We start from the raw sequence: 21,699 nt of genomic DNA on the forward strand, positions 1-21,699 counted from the left end.
AAATAAGAACACACAATATATTGTTTATCATTATTTTATATAAATTACAGTTATAACAAAAACAGTATATAAACAAGCAACATTTAACGGTTATCATAATATTTATTACCTTCGCTACTGTAATCCCCCGAATCACTATTATGAAAAAGCTGATTGTTATTCTGCTGCTTTTTTTGACTCCTATTCTCACCTATTCCCAAATCCATAAAGTTTTGGATTCGGAGCAGAGCTCCCCTATTTCGTATGCCACGATATCTTTTGGAAATGGTAACGGTACTTTTGCTGATGCGAATGGTAATTTCATGTTTTCTAAAAAATGGTATCCAGATATCGATTCTTTATATATCTCTGCCATGGGATATAAAGAACTAGCGCTTTCTACCAACAACATGCCCAAAAAGATATTTCTGACACAAGATGTATCTGAGTTGAAGGAAGTCGTTGTGGTTGCCGAGAGAAAAAGAAAATACAAAACCAAAAAGATCAGTGCTGAGGTGCATAAAGACTACTTTAGATGTTGGCTGCCTACGGTAGAATCAGAAATTGCTGTGTTTTTCCCGAGAAATCCAGAAAAATCCACAAAAATAGCTTCGGTATACCTGCCGGTTAAAGTAGAATCTTCGAATAAAAATGCTACCAGAAATCAACGGTTTTCTACTTTGTTCAAAATGCAGTTTTATGCCAATGATAACGGTGTACCTGGTAAGCACCTTACCTATGAAGACATTATCTTTAGGGTAACTGACCAAGATAAACCTAATTTTGAACTGAACATTTCAGAATATAAAATTTATATCCCTAAGGATGGTATCTTCATTTCTATTCAAGTTTTAGGGTATACCGATAAAGAAGGCATTTTGCAACAGACTAAGAAATATCACGAGGTTGAAACGCGCAAAGGAATGGTAAAGGTTTCTACTACGTTTAGACCGTTACTTCCATTTACCGACAAAATTGAAGGATATAAAACATTTACCAGAAGGATATTTTACAAAAACCGCACTTGGCAACGATTCGATGAAAAGTACAGCGCTAATAATAATCTGATCAAAAATAATGATATGAATTATGGAATGGGGCTTAAACTGCATCTCTACGAAGATGAGTAGTATACATTGAAGCTAATCTAGAAACGACCTTCTTTTCTCATTAAATTGCACCGCTACTTCCCTACTCTTTTCCTGTAATGTTCTATGCTCTGCATGAGCTACGGCATCAGATATGTTTAAGTAATGATGATTCTTACCCAATTTATCGGTAAATCCAGATCTTTTCAAAAAGTCTCGCACAGGACCGATTGTTCCAGCTATTAATAATTGAATCCCCTGCCCTTCGAGATATTCATGAATATCCTCAAACACATGTAATCCTGTACTATCCATATCATGCATATTGGTATTGTCCAAAATCAAAAATTTGGGCATAACATCCCTTTTGGAAACATAAGACTGAATTGCATCTTTAAAAAACCCAGCATTTCCAAAATATAGTTGATTATCAAATCGTATGATCATATATTCTTCTGAACGTTTTGCCTCAGGAAATCGATTTACGTTGCGATAATAAGTGGTGCCAGGGATATTTACCAACTCTGCTATATGAGGCCTAGAGCTGTAATACTGCAGAAAAACAAAAGAAAGGATCACTCCTATAAAAATCCCGTTTTCTACACCAAATACCAAAGTACCCACAAAAGTGATCATCATTACAAAAAAGTCTCTCCTCTTAACCTGATATAAATACTTAGCTTCGCTAACATTGATCAAACCAAAAACCGAAACCAAAATAATGGCGGCCAATACGGATTTTGGAATGTAGTAAAAGAATTGCGTAAGAAACAATAGCGATAGCACCACCATCAATGCAGCTATCATCGAGGAAATCGTAGTTTTAGCTCCGGCTTCGTCATTAATTGCAGTTCTACTATAACTCCCAGAAGAAGGTACCGCAAGAAAAAAAGCGCCGATCACCTTAGCCATTCCCAAAGCAAAAAGTTCTTGATTGGGTCGTACTACATGATCTCTATTCTTCATCTCCATAGATTTGGCAATCCCTATACTCCCTACATACCCAATAAAAGTAACAGTCAAGACACTAGGAATTAGTGCCATCATATCTTCATAACTCATAGGAGGAATTTGAAATGAAGGCAATCCACTGGGGACCTCTTTGATTACTGAAACTCCTTTGTCATGCAATCCTAAAAAATAGGTCGCCAAAGTAGTAATCAAAAGCATCAATAAAGCTCCGGGAAAGGATCTCTTCCATTTTTTAAGTAACATAATCGCCAGAATCGAAAATAAGCACATTCCGAAGGTGATCCACTCTATTTCGCTCAGGTGTACTAAAGCATAACTTACGGTTTGATACGTATGTTTTACATCAGGAATAGACATCCCTAGACTTTCTTCTAATTGTGATACGATAATTATTATGGCTGCAGCCGAGATAAAGCCAGAAATCACAGGTTGGGAAATCAAGTTAACCAAAAATCCCATTCGCAGTAGACTCATCAGTATCTGGGTAATCCCTATTAAAAGCCCTAGAAAAAGAACTAGACTTACAAAGTGTTCTGAAAAAGGCTCTGCCAGCTCGCTTACTCCGCTCATTACCAAAATTGCAGTAACTGCAACAGGACCAATACTTAGCTGTTTAGAAGTTCCTAATAACGCATAGATGATTAACGGCACCAAACAGGCATACAACCCATAGATTGGTGGCACTCCCATCAACAATGCATAAGCAATCGCTTGAGGAATCAAAACTACACCTACCGTTATTCCGGCAATAGCATCAGATCGAAAAATTGCAGATTTGTATTGACCGTTTTTAAAGGTTTGAAGAAATGGAATTATTTTGTGTAAAGCTTTAACTGTAGTACGTGTTTATTGATATGGTAAATCTACAACAGTTAAGAATTTATCACAAAGATTTTCTTTTGGTTCTCACATTTTTTTGAAATAGCTATTTTTGGAAATATCTAACACACCAAACATTCTTCATTTCCTTATGAACGACACACTTTTACTTTTTCTCTTAGCTGGTATTGGTTTTGTTGCCGGAGTGATCAACACCATTGCTGGTGGAGGGTCCTTACTAACCCTACCTATGTTAATCTTTATGGGGCTCCCTCCTGCTGTTGCTAATGGGACCAATCGTATCGGGATATTTATTCAATGTATAACTTCGATGGCAGGATTTAAAAGTAAGGGCATCAAACCTTCTCTTTTTGGAGTATACCTTGGTCTTTCTGCATTAATAGGTTCTATTATTGGAGCGCAAATAGCTATAGATATCAAAGGTGATGTGTTTAATAAGATTCTAGCCATTGTGATGGTTTTTGTAGTTGTTTTTATGGTTTTTAAACCCAAAGTAAAGACTGAAGACCTTATAGATAGAATCCAAGGAAAACATTTATGGCTTTCGGTTTTAGCTTTCTTTTTTATTGGGATCTATGGAGGATTTATACAAGCTGGAGTTGGTATATTTATTTTATTGGCATTGAGTTCAATCAATCATCTAAGTCTTGTGAAATCAAACGCCATTAAGGTACTGGTCGTTTCTATATACACCATCGGAGCTTTGGCTATATTCATTTATAACCAACAAATTGATTTTCTATATGGATTTATTTTGGCAATTGGGAATGCAATAGGTGGTTGGGTGGCAAGTAGATGGGCTGTAAACAAAGGTGATGGCTTGGTCAAAGTATTTTTGATCATTATGGTGATTGCCATGGCTATAAAGCTTTGGATAGACAGTTAAACTCTATTAAATTTCATTTTTTTATAGATCTCATTGTCTATAAAGTTCTCCCTTTTACCTTGTCTAACAAGAAGGAGTTTCTTTGTTTTAGCACTCTTTATACGTATCTTATACTCGTAATACACAAAATCGTCTTAAAATGAAAACTTTATGTCAATGCATAATTATTTGCCTTGTAATTATAAGTTGTAAATCTCAAAAAAATGAAGATACTGAAGTTGTAAATGACAGTGATTTTCAGGAAGCCCCTACTCAAGAACCTGTAAAAAAAGAGAGTGACATCAAAATAGATCCTATAGGACATGCCACTGCTATTTTGGAATGGAAAGGCAAGACTATCTACATCGATCCTAATGGTGGACCTAAAGCTTTTGAAGGAAAAAAGACAGCGGATATTGTGTTGATTACTGATATACATGAAGATCACATGAATATTGATACCCTGGATAGCCTGGATCTTTCTACAACTGAAATGGTCGTTCCACAGGCTGTTGGTGAACGTCTCCCTGCAGAATATACCGATAGATTGATCATATTGAATAACGGAGAAACCAAAGAAGTGCAAGGGATTCCTATTGAAGCCATCCCTATGTATAATTTGAGACAAGAAGCCCTAAAGTTCCACCCCAAAGGAAGAGGTAACGGATATATCATTACGTTGGGTAAAGAACGGGTGTATTTTTCTGGTGACACTGAAGATATCCCAGAGATGAGGGCTCTAAGGTTTATAGACAAAGCTTTTGTTTGTATGAATCTCCCCTACACCATGACTGTAGAAAGCGCTGCAGATGCCGTGTTAGAATTCAAACCTAAAGAAGTGTACCCTTACCATTATCGCGGCGCAAACGGCTTTAGTGATGTCAATAAGTTCATCTCTCTTGTATCCAAAGATCCGGATATAGAAATTGTACAATTAGATTGGTATCCTGAGCAGGATTGAATATAAAATTGTCTATTTGATAAGAATGATTTTCTTTGCACAAAGTTTTTCTCTCTAATTGTGCGAAAACTTCTAGTAACAAAAACAATCAATGGATATCAATTCCGGAATAGAACAACACTTCCATTTTGCGATATACAAACCTTTTGGATATCTAAGTCAGTTTGTGAATAACGGACAAAAACAGAACAGCAAAAAGCTATTAGGAGAGTTACACGATTTCCCACTTGGCACCATGGCCATAGGCAGACTTGACGAAAAATCTGAAGGTTTACTATTACTAACTACTGATGGCAAAGTCTCTAACGCTATCTGTAGCGGAAATGTTGAAAAGGAGTACTATGCACAGGTAAATGGAGACATTACAAAAGAGGCTATCCAACAATTACAAAAAGGTGTAGAAATAGGTTTCAATGGTAAAAAATACATAACAAAACCCTGTAAAGCCTTTAAACTATTTGATATTCCTAATTTCCCAGAACGTTCCAAAAAAATAAGAGATGATAGACATGGACCAACGAGCTGGGTAAGTATTACCCTTACTGAAGGAAAATTTAGACAAGTACGAAAAATGACGTCGGCTGTCGGATATCCTACATTAAGGCTGGTACGAATTCGAGTTGGAGATATTTATCTAAACGATATGGGCATTGGAGAAGTAAAACAAATGGAAGATTTACCCTCTTATATATGATCTAGTGAACCGTATACTATTGATCATCTCTTTGACACACATTAACAAGACGGATACAGACATTTTTTTTCCTAAAAAACAACCTTGTACTATGCTATAAAAATCCTAAATACTAGAAATGGTAAAAACTTAACAAAAATGCTCCCGGAAATGTGCTTTGATTACATTTAACTGTGATCTACTGATTTGTTTGTTTACCGTAAGAGATAAAGTGATTTTGGTAAACAAAGGCGTCATAAAATTGAAGCTAATCCAACCAACACAAGAATTCGTATTCTGAAATCGGTTTGACGCTTCTTCTTCTTCATTGGGATTAGGTTTGAATTCATCTGTATCCTCTATGATTATTCCAGGAAAATGATCAGCATCCGGATCAAAAACTGCTATTGGAAAATTCAACTCCTCGATGAGATGTAACATCACTCCCTCTAATTTTGGCAGTACTTCCTCTAATTTCTGCTCAAAAGGTTTATCTGCTTCTTTAAAATAGTTGGCAATATAGTGAGGATCTTCTTCGGGGTTTGGGGGCATCGCAATGCTTACGGTCATCCCGGAAGAATAAAAAATCCTAAAATAGGTAGATGATGCTCCTGCTCCCGCCTCTCCACTCATAGGTGATTAACTTTTAATCGTTTAACAGACGTTGAAACTCTTCCAGATATTCCCCTAGATGATATCCATCCATTAACCCATGATGCACATTTACTGCTATGGGTAGAATCATTTCACCATGCTTCTTGGTATACTTTCCAAATGAGATCTTTGGAACGCTATCCTTATATTTAAAGTGTCGAGCATGCGTAAGCCCTGTAAAATTGTACCAAGGTATAGAGGAATAATGAATTGCATCCATTCTCTTAGTTGAATCAATATGCCGTAACCCTTTACTATTCTGTACCTCAGTAATCTCTAGTTTTGCCATTTCCACAAAACGATCAAAATCTTTAGTATACTCCAAAAATGAGAACCCAAACGTATGATCCTCTCGTCCTATCGTAGGAGATGCATGTATGGTATCATACAAAACCACCTGGTTTTCTTCTATTCGATATCGAAAGGGTTCGATGGCATTTGCAGCCTGCAATGATTTATGTAAATAGAATAAAAAATAAGGGTATCCAAAATCCTTGATCTTTTGGTATCCTTTGGTAAAATCTACTGTTGTAGTAATCCCGAAAAATGGCTCATCAAAACCATTAAAGAATTCAAAATGTTCTTTTCGGTTCCATTGGTCGAGATCGATTACCTTTTTCATTGGTTGTATTGGTTTTCAAAGGAATTCATTGTACGCTATTTCAGTAGATGGCACTTCAGAAATAAACGTTACCACTACAATATTTCTAACAGTTCTGTGGCTTTTACAAAACTTCTAAAATTAGGGTGTTTTACTTCCTCATCTACCATTTCATGCACCCAAGTGGTGTGAAAAGGGATATGAAAAGCGTGCGCCCCAATATTCAATACCGGTAAAATATCTGATTTCAAAGAATTTCCTACCATCAAAAACTCCTCTTCCTTTATATCCAGCTGTTTTACCAATTTACGATATTGCTTTTCTGTCTTATCAGATACAATTTCAATATGGTGGAAATACTTTTCTAATCCAGATTTAATCAGCTTACGTTCCTGATCCAGTAAATCACCTTTGGTGGCCATGACCAACTTATACTTTTTCGACAATTCCTCCAAAGTTCGATCAATACCATCAATTAGTTCTACAGGCTCCTGGAGCATTTTTTTCCCCATATTAATCAAAGCTTCCAACAAATCCGTATGCAGATTACCATCTGTTATTTTTATAGCAGCTTCTATAAGGGATAGTGTAAAAGGCTTGATCCCATAACCATACAATGGAAGGTTTTGCATTTCTACCTCAAAAAGTAGTTTATGCGCTTCTTTTCGTGGTAAATAAGCCTCCAAAAGATCACAAAACTCCTCTTCTGCTCGTCTGAAAAAAGTCTCATTCACCCAAAGGGTATCATCAGCATCAAAAGCAATTACTTTTATGTTATGTAATGACATTTTTTCCTCTATTATCGTACTAATTTTTTGTATTTAATTCGTTTTGGCATCAGGTCTCCACCCAGTCGTTTTTTCTTATTTTCTTCGTAGTCAGAGAAACTACCTTCAAAGAAATACACCTGAGAATCGCCTTCAAAAGCTAAAATATGTGTACAGATTCTATCCAAGAACCATCTATCGTGAGAGATCACTACGGCACATCCTGCAAAGTTCTCCAAACCTTCTTCCAAAGCTCTTAAAGTGTTCACATCAAGATCATTGGTAGGCTCATCCAGAAGTAATACATTACCTTCTTCTTTTAAGGTCATTGCCAAATGCAGACGGTTACGTTCTCCACCTGATAAGGCAGATACTTTCTTGTTTTGTTCGCTACCACTAAAATTGAACCTACTTAAATACGCACGAGAATTTACTTGTCGTCCTCCCATCATCACCAATTCCTGCTCATCACTGAAGTTTTGCCAGATCGTTTTTTCCGGATCGATATTGCTATGCGATTGATCTACATAAGCGATTTTTGCAGTATCTCCAACGGTAAAGGTTCCTTTATCCGCCTGCTCTTCATTCATAATCATTTTGAAGATCGTTGTCTTTCCTGCACCATTTGGACCGATTATTCCAACAATACCAGCTTGCGGTAAATTGAAGTTAAGATCTTCGTATAACAATTTATCTCCAAAGGCTTTACTTACTCCGTTAGCTTCAATAACATTGGTTCCTAATCGTGGACCATTTGGGATATATATTTCTAACTTTTCGTCAACTTGTTTTTGATCCTGGCTCATTAACTTATCGTAATTGCTAAGACGGGCCTTTTGTTTTGCTTGTCGTCCTTTTGGAGCCATGCGCACCCATTCTAACTCTCGTTCTAAAGTTTTTTGACGTTTAGACGCTTGTTTTTGTTCTTGTGCCAAGCGCTTGGCCTTTTGATCTAACCAAGAAGAGTAGTTTCCTTTCCAAGGGATTCCTTCTCCTCTATCCAATTCTAAGATCCAACCTGCCACATTATCCAAAAAGTAACGGTCGTGCGTTACTGCAATTACTGTTCCTTTATATTGTTGTAAATGATGTTCTAACCAATGTACAGACTCTGCATCCAAGTGGTTGGTTGGCTCATCCAATAACAATACGTCTGGTTCTTTCAGTAATAATCGACATAAAGCTACCCTTCTTCGTTCCCCTCCTGATAATACGCTGATCTTTTTATCAGAATCTGGAGTACGCAGAGCATCCATAGCTATCTCTAACTTGGTGTCTAGCTCCCAGGCATTACTGGCATCGATCTGATCTTGCAACTTTGCCTGCTTATCCATCAATTCTTGCATCTTGTCTGCATCTTCATATACCTCTGGTAACGCAAACATATCGTTGATCTTGTTGTACTCGTCCAGTACAGCTACGGTCTCTGCCACACCTTCTTTTACTACCTCGAGTACGGTCTTTTCTGGATCTAATTGTGGTTCTTGTTCCAGTAATCCTACCGTATATCCGGGTGCGAATACTACGTCTCCCTGATAGTTTTTATCTACACCTGCAATAATCTTTAGCAAAGTAGATTTACCAGAACCGTTAAGTCCCAGGATACCAATTTTGGCTCCGTAGAAAAAGCTGAGATAGATGTTCTTAAGTACTGGAGTATTTGCCGTTTTAAACGTTTTGGTTACCCCAGACATGGAGAAAATAACCTTTTTGTCGTCTGACATATGTCTTTAAATTAGTTTGATTAGATGATTTGAGTTCTGAAAGATTACACTCTTCCTTTTAGTGCATTAAACACCCATGCAATTGCAAAAAAACCAACACCAACAGCTGCAAATCCATATCCTGAAACATCTCTATATCTGAAAGCTCCTAGTGCTATTAATGATAGTCCAACTATGATCATTATAAAAGTTGCCCATGCAAGCACGGTGTTTTTATTCATTCCCATAAAATGTTATTTAGTACAATACGTTGTGTATTTATTAATAATCGAATAGCAAATATCGGTATTTTCTCTACAAAAAATAGTTTTTTAGGGTTCAGTTAAGATATTAAAAACAATTATCGTCTGTTTTACAATCTATTAACGGTTAACTTTTACATTAAAAACGAGTACAATTTTGCAATCATACTCGTTTGCTATCAAAACAAATTTAAACTAGATCGATTGATTATCCACTCTGGATTCTAATACAGATTCTATAGAATTTGGAATATTTTCGAACAGATCATATCCTGTAAGACTTTCAATAGTGTTTACCGATGTTCTAAAACGTGTCCAATCACTACTAATGCCTTGATCATTGGGTACATTGATAGCAATGATTCGAGTAGATGTCGTTACTCGGTTAATATCATTGGTACCGTTAGGCAATACTAATGCCACCTTCCAAAAAGAATCGGGCACCGTAATGTTTCCATTATCTATTGTAGTAGCAAAGCCATTACTTCCTGTTCCACCACTACCAATCACTCCCGAAACAATATGGATTTCATTTCCGGCATTGACTAAGCTTCTCAAGTAATTTTCGAAATTCACCCAGGCTCTTCGGTTATTATCAGGAGCCTGCGGAGCTATATTGGTCATAAAATAGGTATTCTCATTAGAATCAGCATTCCTGTTTCTATCAGCAGATGGACATATATGTCCCCTATCAAATCCAGATCCCGTATAGTCACTAGTAGTTGCTCTGAAGAAATTACTTGGTAGTGTTCGATCTTGTTTAAAACAATTACATCTTGGGGTATTGCCCAACCATGCACTACTTAAATGCCAGCTTACCCAATTAGGAGTTCCTGTACTGTTATTATATGACAGCACAAAATCGGGTTTTGATACATAGTAGTTATTTGCAGAAGACGCTGCATTAGAGGGATTACCAAAGGTAAGATTACTATCTCGAGTAGGAGTTCCTCCTCCTCCATTATCGCCTCCTCCGGTAGATCCAGTCACGATTTCTACATTATCGATATTAATTCTGTTAGAACCACCGCCAGTTTTGTAGATTCCATAACGAACCGATTCTGTTTCGTTAACGTTGAAATTTACAGTATTCAAGGTAGTTGATGTAGTGTTTACTGTAGCTCCTGCATACACCCATGAGGATCCATTATCGTAAGAAGCGATTAGTCTCCAGGAAGAATTACCATCGTTTCCGTACTTCGCATGACGTACCCTAATCGTCTGTGCGCCATTATCCATATTGAAGGACATAATAATATAACCGCCATTACGGATACGAACCGATTTAGAACCAAACTTTCTGTCGTTAGACAAGGTTCCGATGAGTGCATCATTAAAATACCAGTTCCCAGAAGAAAGGTTAACACTAGCTCCTGCATAGCTGCCTTTGGAACCAGATTCGTAGGTCTCTGTAAAGCCCGAAGCCCTTTTACCAATAAAATCATGTTCATGGGGCCCCATATTATCATAAAAATGGGTGTCGACCTTTAGTTCGCCGTAAACCTCTAACGGAATGACCTCTACCGGTTCATAAATAAGTTCATCATCGGTACTACAACCAACGAAAAATAACAAGAGTAAGCTAAGAAGAATAGAATGAATGTGTGAATGTCTCATAACTGAAAGTTATATTTAGGTTTATGAATACATCAAATTAATTCTAAGCACGTTATGAGATTGTTAACCAGATAGAAACAAAAGTTATTTTTATCAACAACTTATCAATATTTATGAGCAGATTACTATATCTATTGGTTAAACATTTCTAAATTGACTCGGGATCCTTTATTAAATTGGTGTTTTTTGTATTTTCGTGCAAACAATACACACAAATGGATTTAAACTTCAATAAGAACGAAGATCACAATAAGTTACTGGTTTCAGAATTACGCCAAAGACTAGTTAAGGTTAAATTAGGAGGTGGTGAAAAACGCATCAAAAAACTACATGATAAGGGCAAAATGACAGCTCGAGAACGTATCGATTACCTTTTGGATAAAGATGCTAAATGTATCGAGATTGGTGCTTTTGCAGGAGATGACATGTACCAGGAACACGGAGGTTGTCCTAGTGGTGGTGTGGTGGTAAAAATAGGCTATGTCGCCGGCAAACAGTGTATCGTGGTTGCTAACGATGCAACTGTAAAAGCTGGAGCCTGGTTTCCGATTACTGGAAAGAAAAACTTAAGAGCTCAAGAGCTTTCTATAGAAAACAAATTACCGATTATCTATCTGGTAGATAGTGCTGGGGTGTATTTGCCTATGCAAGATGAAATTTTTCCGGATAAAGAACACTTTGGAAGAATCTTTCGCAATAATGCCGTAATGAGCAGTATGGGGATTACTCAGATCTCTGCTGTGATGGGAAGTTGTGTTGCCGGAGGTGCTTATTTACCCATTATGAGCGATGAAGCTCTAATCGTTGACAAAACAGGAAGTATATTTCTTGCTGGTAGTTATTTGGTGAAGGCCGCTATAGGAGAAAGTATTGATAATGAAACGTTGGGTGGTGCCACCACGCATTGTGAAATCTCTGGAGTAACCGACTATAAAGCCAAAGATGATAAAGATGCTTTGGACACCATACGCAATGTGATGTCTAAAATTGGAGACTTCGAAAAAGCAGGTTTTAATCGTACTGAAGCAATAGCTCCAAAAGAAAATCAAGAAGATATTTACGGTATCCTTCCTAAGGCTAGAAACGAGCAATACGATATGATGGAAATCATTAATCGTTTGGTTGACGATTCTGATTTTGAAGAATATAAAGCGGGATACGGACAAACAATCATTACTGGATATGCCAGAATTGATGGCTGGGCCGTTGGTATCGTGGCTAACCAAAGAAAAATAGTAAAAAACAAAAAAGGCGAAATGCAATTTGGTGGAGTCATCTACTCGGATTCTGCAGATAAGGCTACGCGATTTATTGCCAATTGTAATCAAAAGAAAATCCCACTGGTATTTTTACAGGACGTTACCGGATTTATGGTAGGTAGTAAAAGTGAACACGGAGGAATTATAAAAGATGGGGCCAAAATGGTAAATGCCGTAAGTAATAGTGTGGTTCCCAAATTCACCGTAGTTGTGGGGAACTCTTATGGAGCCGGTAATTATGCGATGTGTGGAAAAGCCTATGATCCAAGGTTGATTTGTGCCTGGCCAAGTGCAGAATTAGCCGTGATGGGTGGTGCTCAGGCAGCCAAAGTGTTACTGCAAATTGAAACCGCTTCGCTAAAGAGCAAGGGTGAAGCACTTTCTGAAGCCGATGAAAAAGCACTATTCAACAAAATTAAAGAACGTTACGACAAACAAACCTCCCCATATTATGCAGCAGCCCGTATATGGACAGATGCTATTATTGATCCATTAGAAACCAGAAATTGGATTTCTATAGGTATAGAAGCTGCCAACCACGCCCCTATCGAAAAGAAGTTTAACTTAGGGGTGATCCAGGTTTAAATAGCATAATGAAAATAAAAATTGTAGTTCTATTTTTAGCTGTATATAGTTTTAATCAAATAGAAGCCCAGTCGAATGAAGGGTTAGTTCAGGAAATTGAGAATCATCTTAGTCGTTCCAAAGAATTGAGTCAAAAGAATATTGATAGTTCTCTATACTATTCGGATCGAGCACTAGAATTGGCCAAAAATATATCTAATGATACGCTATTGGCAAAATCGAATTTGCAGAAAAGTAGTGTGCTCATTCTGAAACGAAAGTTTAGTGAAGCAGATTCACTATTACAACGTAATTTGGCCAAAAAACTACCAGAACATATTGCAGGTCAAACCCTGCATAATTTGGGTACAATTCAGTTTTATCAACAAGACTTTCAGAACGCTTTGGACATTTATCTAAAAGCTGCCAAAGTATTAGAAAATGCCAAGAGTAATAAACTATTAGTCAACACCTACTCCAATATTGGGTCCATAAATGCACATCTCAAAAATTATAAAAACGCTCAGGTATATCTCGAACGTGCGTTACCATTAAGTGATTTTAATCAGATATTGAGATTGCAAATTCTGGTGAACCTAAATAATATCTATAGAGAACAAGGCTTACATTCAAAATTCGAAAGCACTGCATTTGAAGCCGAAGGTCTTGCAAAAGAATATAACGCACAAAGTATTCTGTCTGTTATCTATAATAACCTCACTACGTATTACAGTGATGATGTGCCTGATTTTGAGAAAGCAATTTTTTATGGTAAAAAGAGTCTTGCTTTAAAGAAAGCTATCAATAAAGCAACAGATCTTAGCATCAACTACAACAACATGGGAGATGCCTACCTTAAAAAAGGAGAGTATCGTTTAGCTATTCGCTATTTAGATAGTGCATTACCAACAGCCAAAGGCGTACTGAAATCCTATGTTTTAAACAATCTGAAAGAAGCGTATACAGGATTAAATGATTTTAAATCTGCTATTCGATATGCTGACTTAAAGGATGAAATTAAGGATTCGATTACCAGTGCCCAACAAAAGGAAAAGGTAGCGGAGTTGACCGAACAGTTTGAGTCTGAAAAAAAGCAACAGCAAATTGACATTTTGGACACCAAAAATGAGCTTCAGGCTTTAACCATCAGACAGCAAAGAGGAATGCTCATTGTATTTGGGGTTATTGCGCTATTGATTCTAATCTTAGGGTATTTTGGATTTAAGAACTATAAGACCAAACAACAGCTGGACAAGGTGTTATTGCAACAAAAGTTGAGAAAAACACAACTAAATCCTCACTTTTTGTTTAATGCACTACAAAGTATTCAAAATTTTGTCTATCAAAATGATAAAGATAAATCCGGTTCGTATTTGTCTAGTTATTCCAAATTGATACGGCTCGTCTTGGAGAATTCTGAAGATAATTTTACCAGCGTAGCTGATGATAAGTTAGCCCTAGAATCCTACCTCAAGCTTCAACAACTTACACACAACGATTCTTTTACCTATCAGATAGAAATTGGAGAAAGTGTTGAAGAGGATTTTGATCAAGTCCCCTCTTTGATCACACAACCTTTTGTAGAAAATGCCATTTTACACGGTATCAAAGATGTTCCTGATGGCAAAGTGTCGATAAAATATTATAAAGAAAATGATCAATTGCATGTCGTAATTGCGGATAATGGAAAAGGAATATCTTCTAAAAAAGAGGCTTCAAAAAAATTACACAAATCAATGAGTTCAGAGATTATCAAAGAACAACTTAAAAATTTGAACAAAGCTTCCAAAAACTTTAATGGGGATCTTACCATTAATTCTTCGTCTTCGGGTACAGAAGTGGTTTTAACTTTTACTGCAGCTTAATAATCTATTGTATATTTAGGGTATGAATCAAAATATCAGCTGTTTTATTGTAGAAGATGATCCACAGGCTCTTGAGTACGCTACCACCATTATACGAAAACATGAAGAAATAGAAATACTCGGAAATTCGGATACAATCGAGGAAGCTGCAAAATGGGTAAAAGAACTGCAACCGGATTTTTTGATTCTTGATGTGTTTTTGAGTGATGGTAATGCCTTTGAGTTCTTGGCCTTGTTTGACACCATCAATTTTAAGATCATTTTTACCACCTCTTTTGCCAAATATGCGGTTGAAGCTTTCAAATTCAGCGCGCTGGATTATTTGTTGAAACCATATGAAGAAAATGATCTGATGCGAGCATTAGAAAAGGTGAAACAAGACATGCATTCCAAAAATTACGAACTTCAACTGAAGACTTTGTTGCAGAATTTTTCGGATAACAAACCTCCTCAAAAAATTGTACTCAAAAACGCGGATACCATCAATGTGGTGCATACCGAGGATATTCTATATGCGAAGTCTGATAATAACTACACGACTTTCAAACTTAAAACAGGAAAGGAAATCTTGGTTTCTAAACCTTTAAAGTCCTTTGATCAAAAATTAACTCCCTACAACTTTTTCAGAGTGCATCAAAGCTTCCTTATTAATTTGAGTTATGTTTCCGCATTTAATAAAAGAAACGAAGAAGTGGTGTTACAACAAGCCCATACTATCCCAGTTGCACAAAGTAGAAAGAAGTATTTGTTGGATTATATCGAAGGGCATTTGTAAAATTCTCACGTTTCTACTGCTATTTCTAAAATACTAAGGGCAAATTCTCATTGTCCAACTTTTGCGTGCCATCATAGTGTACCTTAGTTCTTACGAACTAATGTATAAATAACAATTCTACAGCAATGACACGAATTATCATCACCGCACTCTCTATCTTTTTTCTGATTTCTTGCGGAAAAAACAAGGAAAAAGAAGAACCAGGTTTACTAGATGTGATTGAAGGGGTTTCTGACCTAAATCAAATAGCGAAAGAAGCAGAAAAAATTGAAGAAGAAAATGATCAGCTCATAGCTGCTACGCCTATTTCTAATGAAAGCATGAAGAAAAATCTTCCGGAGACTATTTTGGGATATCCAAGAACCAAATTTTCGGTAGGTAATCAATTTATGCCAGATGTATCTATGGGAGAAGCAGAATATGAAAGTAAGAACGGAGCATTTATTTCACTTTCCATAATAGATGGAGCCGGAGAAACAGGAAGCGCAATGGTGACTTTGGCTAGACTAGGGTTTGCCAGAGATTTTGAAGAACAGACGGACAGAGGATATCGCAAATCAACCACAATAAAAGGGTACAAAGCTGTTGAAGAAGTAGAAAAAGACCCCTATGACAACCAAGAAACTTCAAAAATCGACCTCATGGTGGGTAATCGCTTCTTAATTTCTCTAGAAGGCGATGCTACTATAAAACAGTTAAGAGAAGCTGTTGGGGAGGTAGATCTTGATGCTTTTGAAAGCTTAGCCGAATAATAACAAATCACACAAAATCAATTAATAAAAGAGGAATATGAAAAAAGTAATTAGGATACTTTCTGTGTTTTTGATCATCAGTACATTTCAATCTTGCTATGTAGTAAAGAAGTCAGACCAATTTTTTGGTATTGAAACTTCTACCAAAAACACCTTATATCTTATCGATATATCAGGTAGTATGGAAGGTATAGATGAAGGATCTATCAAAGATCAGGTAATGCGAGAAGCTGGGAATAAGGCTGGGAGTGCCGTAAGCAACGCCATTGGAGGAAAAATAGGAAGTATTTTAGGGAAACAGGTAACCAAACAAGCTACCAAACTGGGGGCGGTAAAACGTAAACTAATCCCAGCAATCAAAGGACTTCCTGATGGTAAAAAGTTTGCCGTATTTGCTTACAACAATGATGTAACCAAACAATCCGTAGAACTTCGCTTAGCTAGCAATATGTCTAGAACTTCTGCTAATATTTTTGTGGAGAATCTTAAAGCCGGAGGTGGTACCAATACTGCTGGAGGTTTGGTAGAAGCAATCTCTACTCCAGGAGTGCAGGAAATTGTATTGATGAGCGATGGTCTTCCAAATGGTGGTCCAGAGGCTGTTCTTGAAGAAATCCGAAAAGTCAACACCAATAATATCATCATTCATACGATAGCCTTTGGAGAAGATGCTGACCACAACTTCATGAGAACCCTGGCCCAAGAAAACAATGGAATCTTCATAACTTCAAAAATGTAGTACCAATGATCAGGTTACAAAAAAACAAGGTATTTCTTTATGTTCTGGTATTCTTGGGAGGAATCATCATGTCCTTTGGACAAGAGTGTAATGCGGTGCCTTTTATGAAAAAAGGAGCTGTACTCACCTATACCAATTATAACAAAAGAGGAAAAAAAGAAAGTACTACCAGTCATGAAACTATGTCAATTACTGGAGATGGCAATACAGTTTCTGCTATTATCAAAGCGACAGTCAGTGATGAGAAAGACAATAAAACGTTTGATACCGAGTATAAAGCCAACTGCGACAATGGGCTATTCAGTTTGGATATGCTAAGGTTTTTCAATTTTGATAAACTTTCTGAGCATAACAAAAATAACCTCAGTCTTAAAATCGACGGCGATGTTTTGGAATTTCCCGTTGGGATGCAACCTGGAGATGATCTTAACGACGGAAACATTTCTATAAAAGTGAATAGTGAAGCTTTTACCCTGGTTACAATGACTTTTGACGTGTTTAACCGAGAAATTGTTGGAGAAGAAACCATTACTACTCCAGCAGGAACCTACAAGTGTAAAAAAGTAACTTTTGATTTCACTTCCAAATTTGGAATTATTAATGTAAAAGGGACTGGGGTAGAATGGTATTATAACGATGCGATGGTTGTCAAATCAGAATCGTACAATAAAAAAGGAAAACTTATTGGATATCACGAGTTGACAGGGATTCAATAAAACATACATCTCAATTCAGAAAAATAACATATAACCTATAACAACAATTTATTATGATAGTTTGGTCAGGAAGAGGGTTTCTCTCGGTTTTAGTACTAGCCGTAGTACTTTTTGGATTAAGTAACATATTACCCAAAGAACAAAGCAATTTATCATTTGCTATTAGTCTATTTATTGCTGCAATTTTTAGTTGGATCATGGGAAAGAAATGGAATGAATCCAATCAAAAAACAATGATTGATAAAGAAAGTGGACAAGAAATAGTAATTAAACCCAATCATAGTTTGTTTTGGATCAAAATGCAATATTGGGGTCCAATTTTTGGTGTCCTGGGAACAATTATGTTGGTTAAACAGTTTTTGTAACATCGAATTAGCATATAAACAATAAAAGTAATCATCAATTAGAAGTTACAACCACTTCTAATTCTTATCAAGGGAAAATCACCTCAATTCAGTGCTTAAATCAACTGTTTTGAGGTTTTTTATTTTGAATTTCGTAAAATCAAATTCATAAAAACGAATACACAATATTTTACAAAACAAGTATTTACATATAGTTTTGCCAAGAAATTCTCAAGTAAACCCTTCTTTAAAATTAAAAAGTATGATTCAACAAATTTTACAAAGGAATTTCATCAGGTATAAAAGGGATTTAAGATAAGGGAACACAGTGTTGTTGAGATTTTACTTTTATAAAGTATCCAAAACAATTACACAATTATTTGAACACAGGTATATTAAAAAAACCGTGTTTTCTTTTATACGATTTAGTTCTGAAATATTTCGAAATTCTTGAATAACCATCGAAATTCGGGAATACCGTGTAACATGATTTGCGTTGAAGTGAAGCTAAAAATATGTTTGCTCATAATCTTAAATCATCAGAACTAATGCACGCAAATCAACATTACTCTTCAAAAGAAATCGCTGATATTAATATCGCGGATGATAGAATACAAAGCATCATCCAAAAGCTTGATGAATTAGAAAAAACAGACTTCTTCTTTTCTTCAGAATGCAACCTTTACAATACAGCAAAGACCATTAATTCGAACACATCTTACCTATCAAGAATTATCAATATCTACAAACTAAAAACATTTAACGAATATGTAAATCATTTGAGGATACAACATTGCATCAAAAAATTAAAAACTGATAGAAGATTTAAGTTATATACGATCAAAGCCATTTCGAATGAACTGGGGTATAAAAGTGTAAATACTTTTATAGTTGCTTTCAAAAAACAAACAGGTTTTTCGCATGCTGTTTACATCAAAGGTCTTAGGTAAATGCTGTAAGAACAAAAAAAGCAGTTTCAAAAACATCAAATATATAAAATTGACATACTACACTTTTAAAAACCAACTTTTTACACATAACTTGATCTTTAATTCATACTTAGTCTATTTCTCAATGTAAAAACAAAACATCATGTCAAACCATCTTAGGAATTTAAATTTCAAACCTATTACCAAATCAGAACAACTGCATATCAAAGGAGGATATACTCAAGAAAATTGGGCTTGTAACAGTTCAGGAGATAATCAACATCAATACCTTCCTTCTGGTTGTCAAAATAGTATATAAACTAATATTCACACATAAATTAAAACATCATGAAAAAAACGCTCTTAAAACTATTATTTTTATGCCTATTCTTACATTTAGTAGGTTGCCAAACTGAAGATGATGTCATTCTTGAAGAAGAAAACAGCATCCCAACAACTATTCTTTATGAGAACCCTGTAGACTTAGGTAAGTCTTCAACACCAGCAACATTTATTTGTGCTGGCACTCCCCTGCCTAATGGTTATAAAATCGTTGGATATTTGAATCACGTAAATTGCAGTTCTAGTTTTGGGCTATTTCTTGGGTTTTACAATGCTGCGATTATCGTACCCATTGGAACCCCTATTCTTTTGAGTGCAGGTTCTGGATGCGATGACAATTTTTGCATCTGGATTATAGGAAATGATTTCGAATCTAACGCATACGTCGATATTAGAACTACAACAGGAAATGAAATTATAGGAACTTATAGAGGAAATGATAGAGTGCAGTATATCAATGACTCCGGACAAGATGTAATCACTTTAAGACTCGCATCTGATTTTGAACGAAGTGAATTTGCAAGCAGAGGATTACGTATTTGGGTGGTCAACCCTGACGCCAGAAAATGGGGAGATGGACGAACCGTAAGAAGATCCGCTGGCAGCAATCCCAACCAGGATTGTGGACAAATTGAATGTTTAGATCCTTGAAAAATCATAAATACTGAACCTGTTGCAAAGTCAATTTATTCTAAAACTAAATGAAAAAATTAACCCTTAAATACACATACAATGATTAAAAACATTTTAAATCTCAACGGTGTGACCGTTCTTAAAAAAGGGACGCAAAAATCGATTAATGGTGGTTTCTTTGGATGCGAGCCCAGTCTTTTTGAATGTAGATCAGATAGTGATTGTCCATGTGGCCCATGTGGAATTACTATCAATAATGGAGGTAACCCTATTTTCGTTTCTGGGGTTTGTGCTTTTTAAGCACAAGTCTTAGACACACAAATATGATATTATTATAAAGTATAATTGAATTAAAAAACGGTAGTTCAAAAGGAACTACCGTTTTTTAATAAGTTAATCACTTGGTTCGCTTAGGTATCGTAATCAACTCTGTTTGCCTTTCATTTACGTATCTAAAACCATCCTTGCCCCAAAATCCAGCTTCTTCCAGCATGATTCTAACATCTTTTTTCCATTCAGGGATAGTAACTGTAGTATTTAGTTCTATAGCATAAACCGTATCCTCATATAATGGATAATCTCCAGTACCAGGAACACCTCCCTGCGAATCCCACATACCTATAGTTGGCCCAGAAGAATGTCCATAGAGCCCCAAAGGATGTGTATAAATAGAAGGTTTAAATCCTTCTGTTCTGCCCTGCTCTAGGGATTGTAATAAAATTTCGTTTCCAGTTTTACCAGTCTTAAAGTTAGACGTCAAAATATCTTGTACACGATTCCCATCCGCAAATGCTTTATTCAAAAAATCAGGAGGAGACGTTTCTTCATTCTTCAAAATGTATGCATGTTGCTGGCAGTCAGTATTGAGACGTAAATAGGTAATTCCAAAGTCGCAATGAATTAAATCTCCCATTTGGATTATTTTTTCTTTGGGTCGATCCGAAAAGGAAACGATATGGCTTTGCAGGTCCTCTCCTGTTCTTTGAATATCTACGGTAGGATGAAACCATGTTTCTAACCCCAAATCAGTTGCCTTTTGACGTAACCACCATACGACATCATCTGTTGTGGTTTCTCCAGGTTTGATTACTGAAGTACTGAATGCTTCACCAATAATATCATGAGTTATTTTTACCAACTCTCGATAAATCTCCATCTCTTGTGACGTTCTAGTCTCTATCCAAGCAATGGCTAATTTCTCTGCAGAGGTGATTCTTGATTTAAAATCCTCAGGGAGAACTTCCATAAATTCATTATAGTCTGTTTTTACTATTCCGTCTGCAATTCCAAAATCTTTTGAATAATTAATTCCTATGGATTTCGGATTTCTTGTGGAAATGATATCTATGAGGGCTTTCCATTGATCAGGTTGCTTTTCTTTGTCCCAGGCAGATTCTATATTTTTACCAACATTATACCGGGCTACCGCCAGTTTTTCGATAGTATTTTTGGATTGATCTCTGTAAAAAACTAAGATCGTTCTACGTCTTGCATTCAACCAGGTTGACGACAACATTGTTTTAAGTACGGGATCTTCGTTATATTCTCTGGAAATCAGAATCCACATATCGAGTCCAGTTCGATCCATTAATTTGGGTAACAAATCATTAAATCTGGTTTCCAAGATCATATCAATAACAGCAGCTCGCTCCCGTTGCGGAAGAATTTGAGCCTGTATCGATATAGAAAGAGTAAGTAAGCCAACAATAAGAATCTTTTTCATAAGTGAGAAGAGGAAAATAGGGTTTAATTAGTAGAACTAATGTATTACAAAAAAGAGACACCTGCAACAAAGCAA

The 21,699-nt window shown here is 36.2% G+C and carries 23 protein-coding genes; 15 read left to right on the forward strand and 8 right to left on the reverse strand.

The window, feature by feature from the left end; genetic code table 11:
* The first annotated feature begins 140 nt into the window (after window positions 1-140).
* Window positions 141-1,109 carry a carboxypeptidase-like regulatory domain-containing protein gene (locus tag ACXAGJ_RS02800; protein ID WP_474836916.1) on the forward strand — a complete coding sequence of 323 codons (969 nt, stop codon included), beginning with the start codon at window positions 141-143 and terminating at the stop codon, window positions 1,107-1,109.
* 12 nt (window positions 1,110-1,121) lie between these two features.
* On the opposite strand, the gene ACXAGJ_RS02805 is transcribed toward ACXAGJ_RS02800, so the two are convergent.
* Window positions 1,122-2,855, reverse strand: coding sequence for a SulP family inorganic anion transporter (locus ACXAGJ_RS02805; RefSeq protein ID WP_474837127.1), 1,734 nt, complete (start codon window positions 2,853-2,855; stop codon window positions 1,122-1,124).
* A gap of 154 nt (window positions 2,856-3,009) precedes the next feature.
* Between ACXAGJ_RS02805 and ACXAGJ_RS02810 the strand changes: the two genes are divergently transcribed.
* The 3 genes from ACXAGJ_RS02810 (at window position 3,010) to ACXAGJ_RS02820 (ending at window position 5,399) form a co-directional block, all read left to right on the forward strand.
* Window positions 3,010-3,765, forward strand: coding sequence for a sulfite exporter TauE/SafE family protein (locus ACXAGJ_RS02810; RefSeq protein ID WP_474836918.1), 756 nt, complete (start codon window positions 3,010-3,012; stop codon window positions 3,763-3,765).
* 139 nt (window positions 3,766-3,904) lie between these two features.
* On the forward strand, window positions 3,905-4,705 hold the full coding sequence (locus ACXAGJ_RS02815) for an MBL fold metallo-hydrolase (protein ID WP_474836920.1): 801 nt from the start codon (window positions 3,905-3,907) through the stop codon (window positions 4,703-4,705).
* Window positions 4,706-4,796: 91 nt separating this feature from the next.
* Window positions 4,797-5,399, forward strand: a complete 603-nt coding sequence (locus ACXAGJ_RS02820) for a pseudouridine synthase (protein ID WP_474836922.1) — start codon at window positions 4,797-4,799, stop codon at window positions 5,397-5,399.
* Between the two features lie 129 nt (window positions 5,400-5,528).
* On the opposite strand, the gene ACXAGJ_RS02825 is transcribed toward ACXAGJ_RS02820, so the two are convergent.
* The 6 genes from ACXAGJ_RS02825 to ACXAGJ_RS02850 form a co-directional block, all read right to left on the reverse strand.
* Window positions 5,529-6,011: a hypothetical protein gene (locus ACXAGJ_RS02825; protein WP_474836924.1), complete on the reverse strand. Its 483-nt coding sequence runs from the start codon at window positions 6,009-6,011 to the stop codon at window positions 5,529-5,531.
* 13 nt (window positions 6,012-6,024) lie between these two features.
* The gene (locus ACXAGJ_RS02830; protein ID WP_474836926.1) at window positions 6,025-6,654 is read right to left on the reverse strand and encodes a CatA-like O-acetyltransferase; all 630 of its coding nucleotides are present in this window, start codon (window positions 6,652-6,654) and stop codon (window positions 6,025-6,027) included.
* A 74-nt stretch (window positions 6,655-6,728) separates the two neighbouring features.
* Complete coding sequence (locus tag ACXAGJ_RS02835; protein ID WP_474836928.1) at window positions 6,729-7,421, reverse strand: HAD family hydrolase; 693 nt, start codon at window positions 7,419-7,421, stop codon at window positions 6,729-6,731.
* Between the two features lie 11 nt (window positions 7,422-7,432).
* Window positions 7,433-9,124, reverse strand: coding sequence for an energy-dependent translational throttle protein EttA (gene ettA, locus ACXAGJ_RS02840; protein ID WP_073314006.1), 1,692 nt, complete (start codon window positions 9,122-9,124; stop codon window positions 7,433-7,435).
* Window positions 9,125-9,168: 44 nt separating this feature from the next.
* Window positions 9,169-9,351, reverse strand: coding sequence for a CAL67264 family membrane protein (locus tag ACXAGJ_RS02845; protein WP_073314008.1), 183 nt, complete (start codon window positions 9,349-9,351; stop codon window positions 9,169-9,171).
* 210 nt (window positions 9,352-9,561) lie between these two features.
* Window positions 9,562-10,983, reverse strand: coding sequence for a DNA/RNA non-specific endonuclease (locus ACXAGJ_RS02850; protein WP_474836931.1), 1,422 nt, complete (start codon window positions 10,981-10,983; stop codon window positions 9,562-9,564).
* A 215-nt stretch (window positions 10,984-11,198) separates the two neighbouring features.
* On the opposite strand from ACXAGJ_RS02850, the gene ACXAGJ_RS02855 reads away from it, so the two are divergent.
* The 11 genes from ACXAGJ_RS02855 to ACXAGJ_RS02905 all read left to right on the forward strand — a co-directional run bounded on the left by ACXAGJ_RS02855 (window position 11,199) and on the right by ACXAGJ_RS02905 (window position 20,201).
* Window positions 11,199-12,827 (forward strand): carboxyl transferase domain-containing protein, encoded by a 1,629-nt coding sequence (locus ACXAGJ_RS02855; protein ID WP_473280090.1) that lies wholly within the window; start codon window positions 11,199-11,201, stop codon window positions 12,825-12,827.
* A gap of 8 nt (window positions 12,828-12,835) precedes the next feature.
* Window positions 12,836-14,671: a tetratricopeptide repeat-containing sensor histidine kinase gene (locus tag ACXAGJ_RS02860; RefSeq protein WP_474836934.1), complete on the forward strand. Its 1,836-nt coding sequence runs from the start codon at window positions 12,836-12,838 to the stop codon at window positions 14,669-14,671.
* Window positions 14,672-14,693: 22 nt separating this feature from the next.
* Window positions 14,694-15,446, forward strand: coding sequence for a LytR/AlgR family response regulator transcription factor (locus ACXAGJ_RS02865; RefSeq protein WP_073314022.1), 753 nt, complete (start codon window positions 14,694-14,696; stop codon window positions 15,444-15,446).
* A gap of 125 nt (window positions 15,447-15,571) precedes the next feature.
* On the forward strand, window positions 15,572-16,198 hold the full coding sequence (locus ACXAGJ_RS02870; RefSeq protein ID WP_474836936.1) for a hypothetical protein: 627 nt from the start codon (window positions 15,572-15,574) through the stop codon (window positions 16,196-16,198).
* Between the two features lie 37 nt (window positions 16,199-16,235).
* Window positions 16,236-16,937, forward strand: coding sequence for a VWA domain-containing protein (locus tag ACXAGJ_RS02875; protein ID WP_474836938.1), 702 nt, complete (start codon window positions 16,236-16,238; stop codon window positions 16,935-16,937).
* Window positions 16,938-16,942: 5 nt separating this feature from the next.
* The gene (locus ACXAGJ_RS02880; RefSeq protein ID WP_474836940.1) at window positions 16,943-17,653 is read left to right on the forward strand and encodes a TapB family protein; all 711 of its coding nucleotides are present in this window, start codon (window positions 16,943-16,945) and stop codon (window positions 17,651-17,653) included.
* A gap of 53 nt (window positions 17,654-17,706) precedes the next feature.
* A complete protein-coding gene (locus tag ACXAGJ_RS02885) occupies window positions 17,707-18,018 on the forward strand; it encodes a hypothetical protein (protein WP_474836942.1) in 312 nt (103 codons plus the stop codon).
* A 494-nt stretch (window positions 18,019-18,512) separates the two neighbouring features.
* Window positions 18,513-18,947 (forward strand): helix-turn-helix domain-containing protein, encoded by a 435-nt coding sequence (locus ACXAGJ_RS02890; RefSeq protein WP_474836944.1) that lies wholly within the window; start codon window positions 18,513-18,515, stop codon window positions 18,945-18,947.
* A 142-nt stretch (window positions 18,948-19,089) separates the two neighbouring features.
* The gene (locus tag ACXAGJ_RS02895) at window positions 19,090-19,245 is read left to right on the forward strand and encodes a hypothetical protein (protein ID WP_474836946.1); all 156 of its coding nucleotides are present in this window, start codon (window positions 19,090-19,092) and stop codon (window positions 19,243-19,245) included.
* 29 nt (window positions 19,246-19,274) lie between these two features.
* A complete protein-coding gene (locus ACXAGJ_RS02900; RefSeq protein WP_474836948.1) occupies window positions 19,275-19,919 on the forward strand; it encodes a hypothetical protein in 645 nt (214 codons plus the stop codon).
* Between the two features lie 81 nt (window positions 19,920-20,000).
* The gene (locus tag ACXAGJ_RS02905) at window positions 20,001-20,201 is read left to right on the forward strand and encodes a hypothetical protein (protein ID WP_073314036.1); all 201 of its coding nucleotides are present in this window, start codon (window positions 20,001-20,003) and stop codon (window positions 20,199-20,201) included.
* Between the two features lie 97 nt (window positions 20,202-20,298).
* On the opposite strand, the gene ACXAGJ_RS02910 is transcribed toward ACXAGJ_RS02905, so the two are convergent.
* Window positions 20,299-21,624, reverse strand: coding sequence for a M24 family metallopeptidase (locus tag ACXAGJ_RS02910; protein ID WP_474836950.1), 1,326 nt, complete (start codon window positions 21,622-21,624; stop codon window positions 20,299-20,301).
* Between the last annotated feature and the right edge of the window lie 75 nt (window positions 21,625-21,699).

The sequence above is a fragment of the Aquimarina sp. AWH4_224 genome (genome assembly GCF_056160245.1).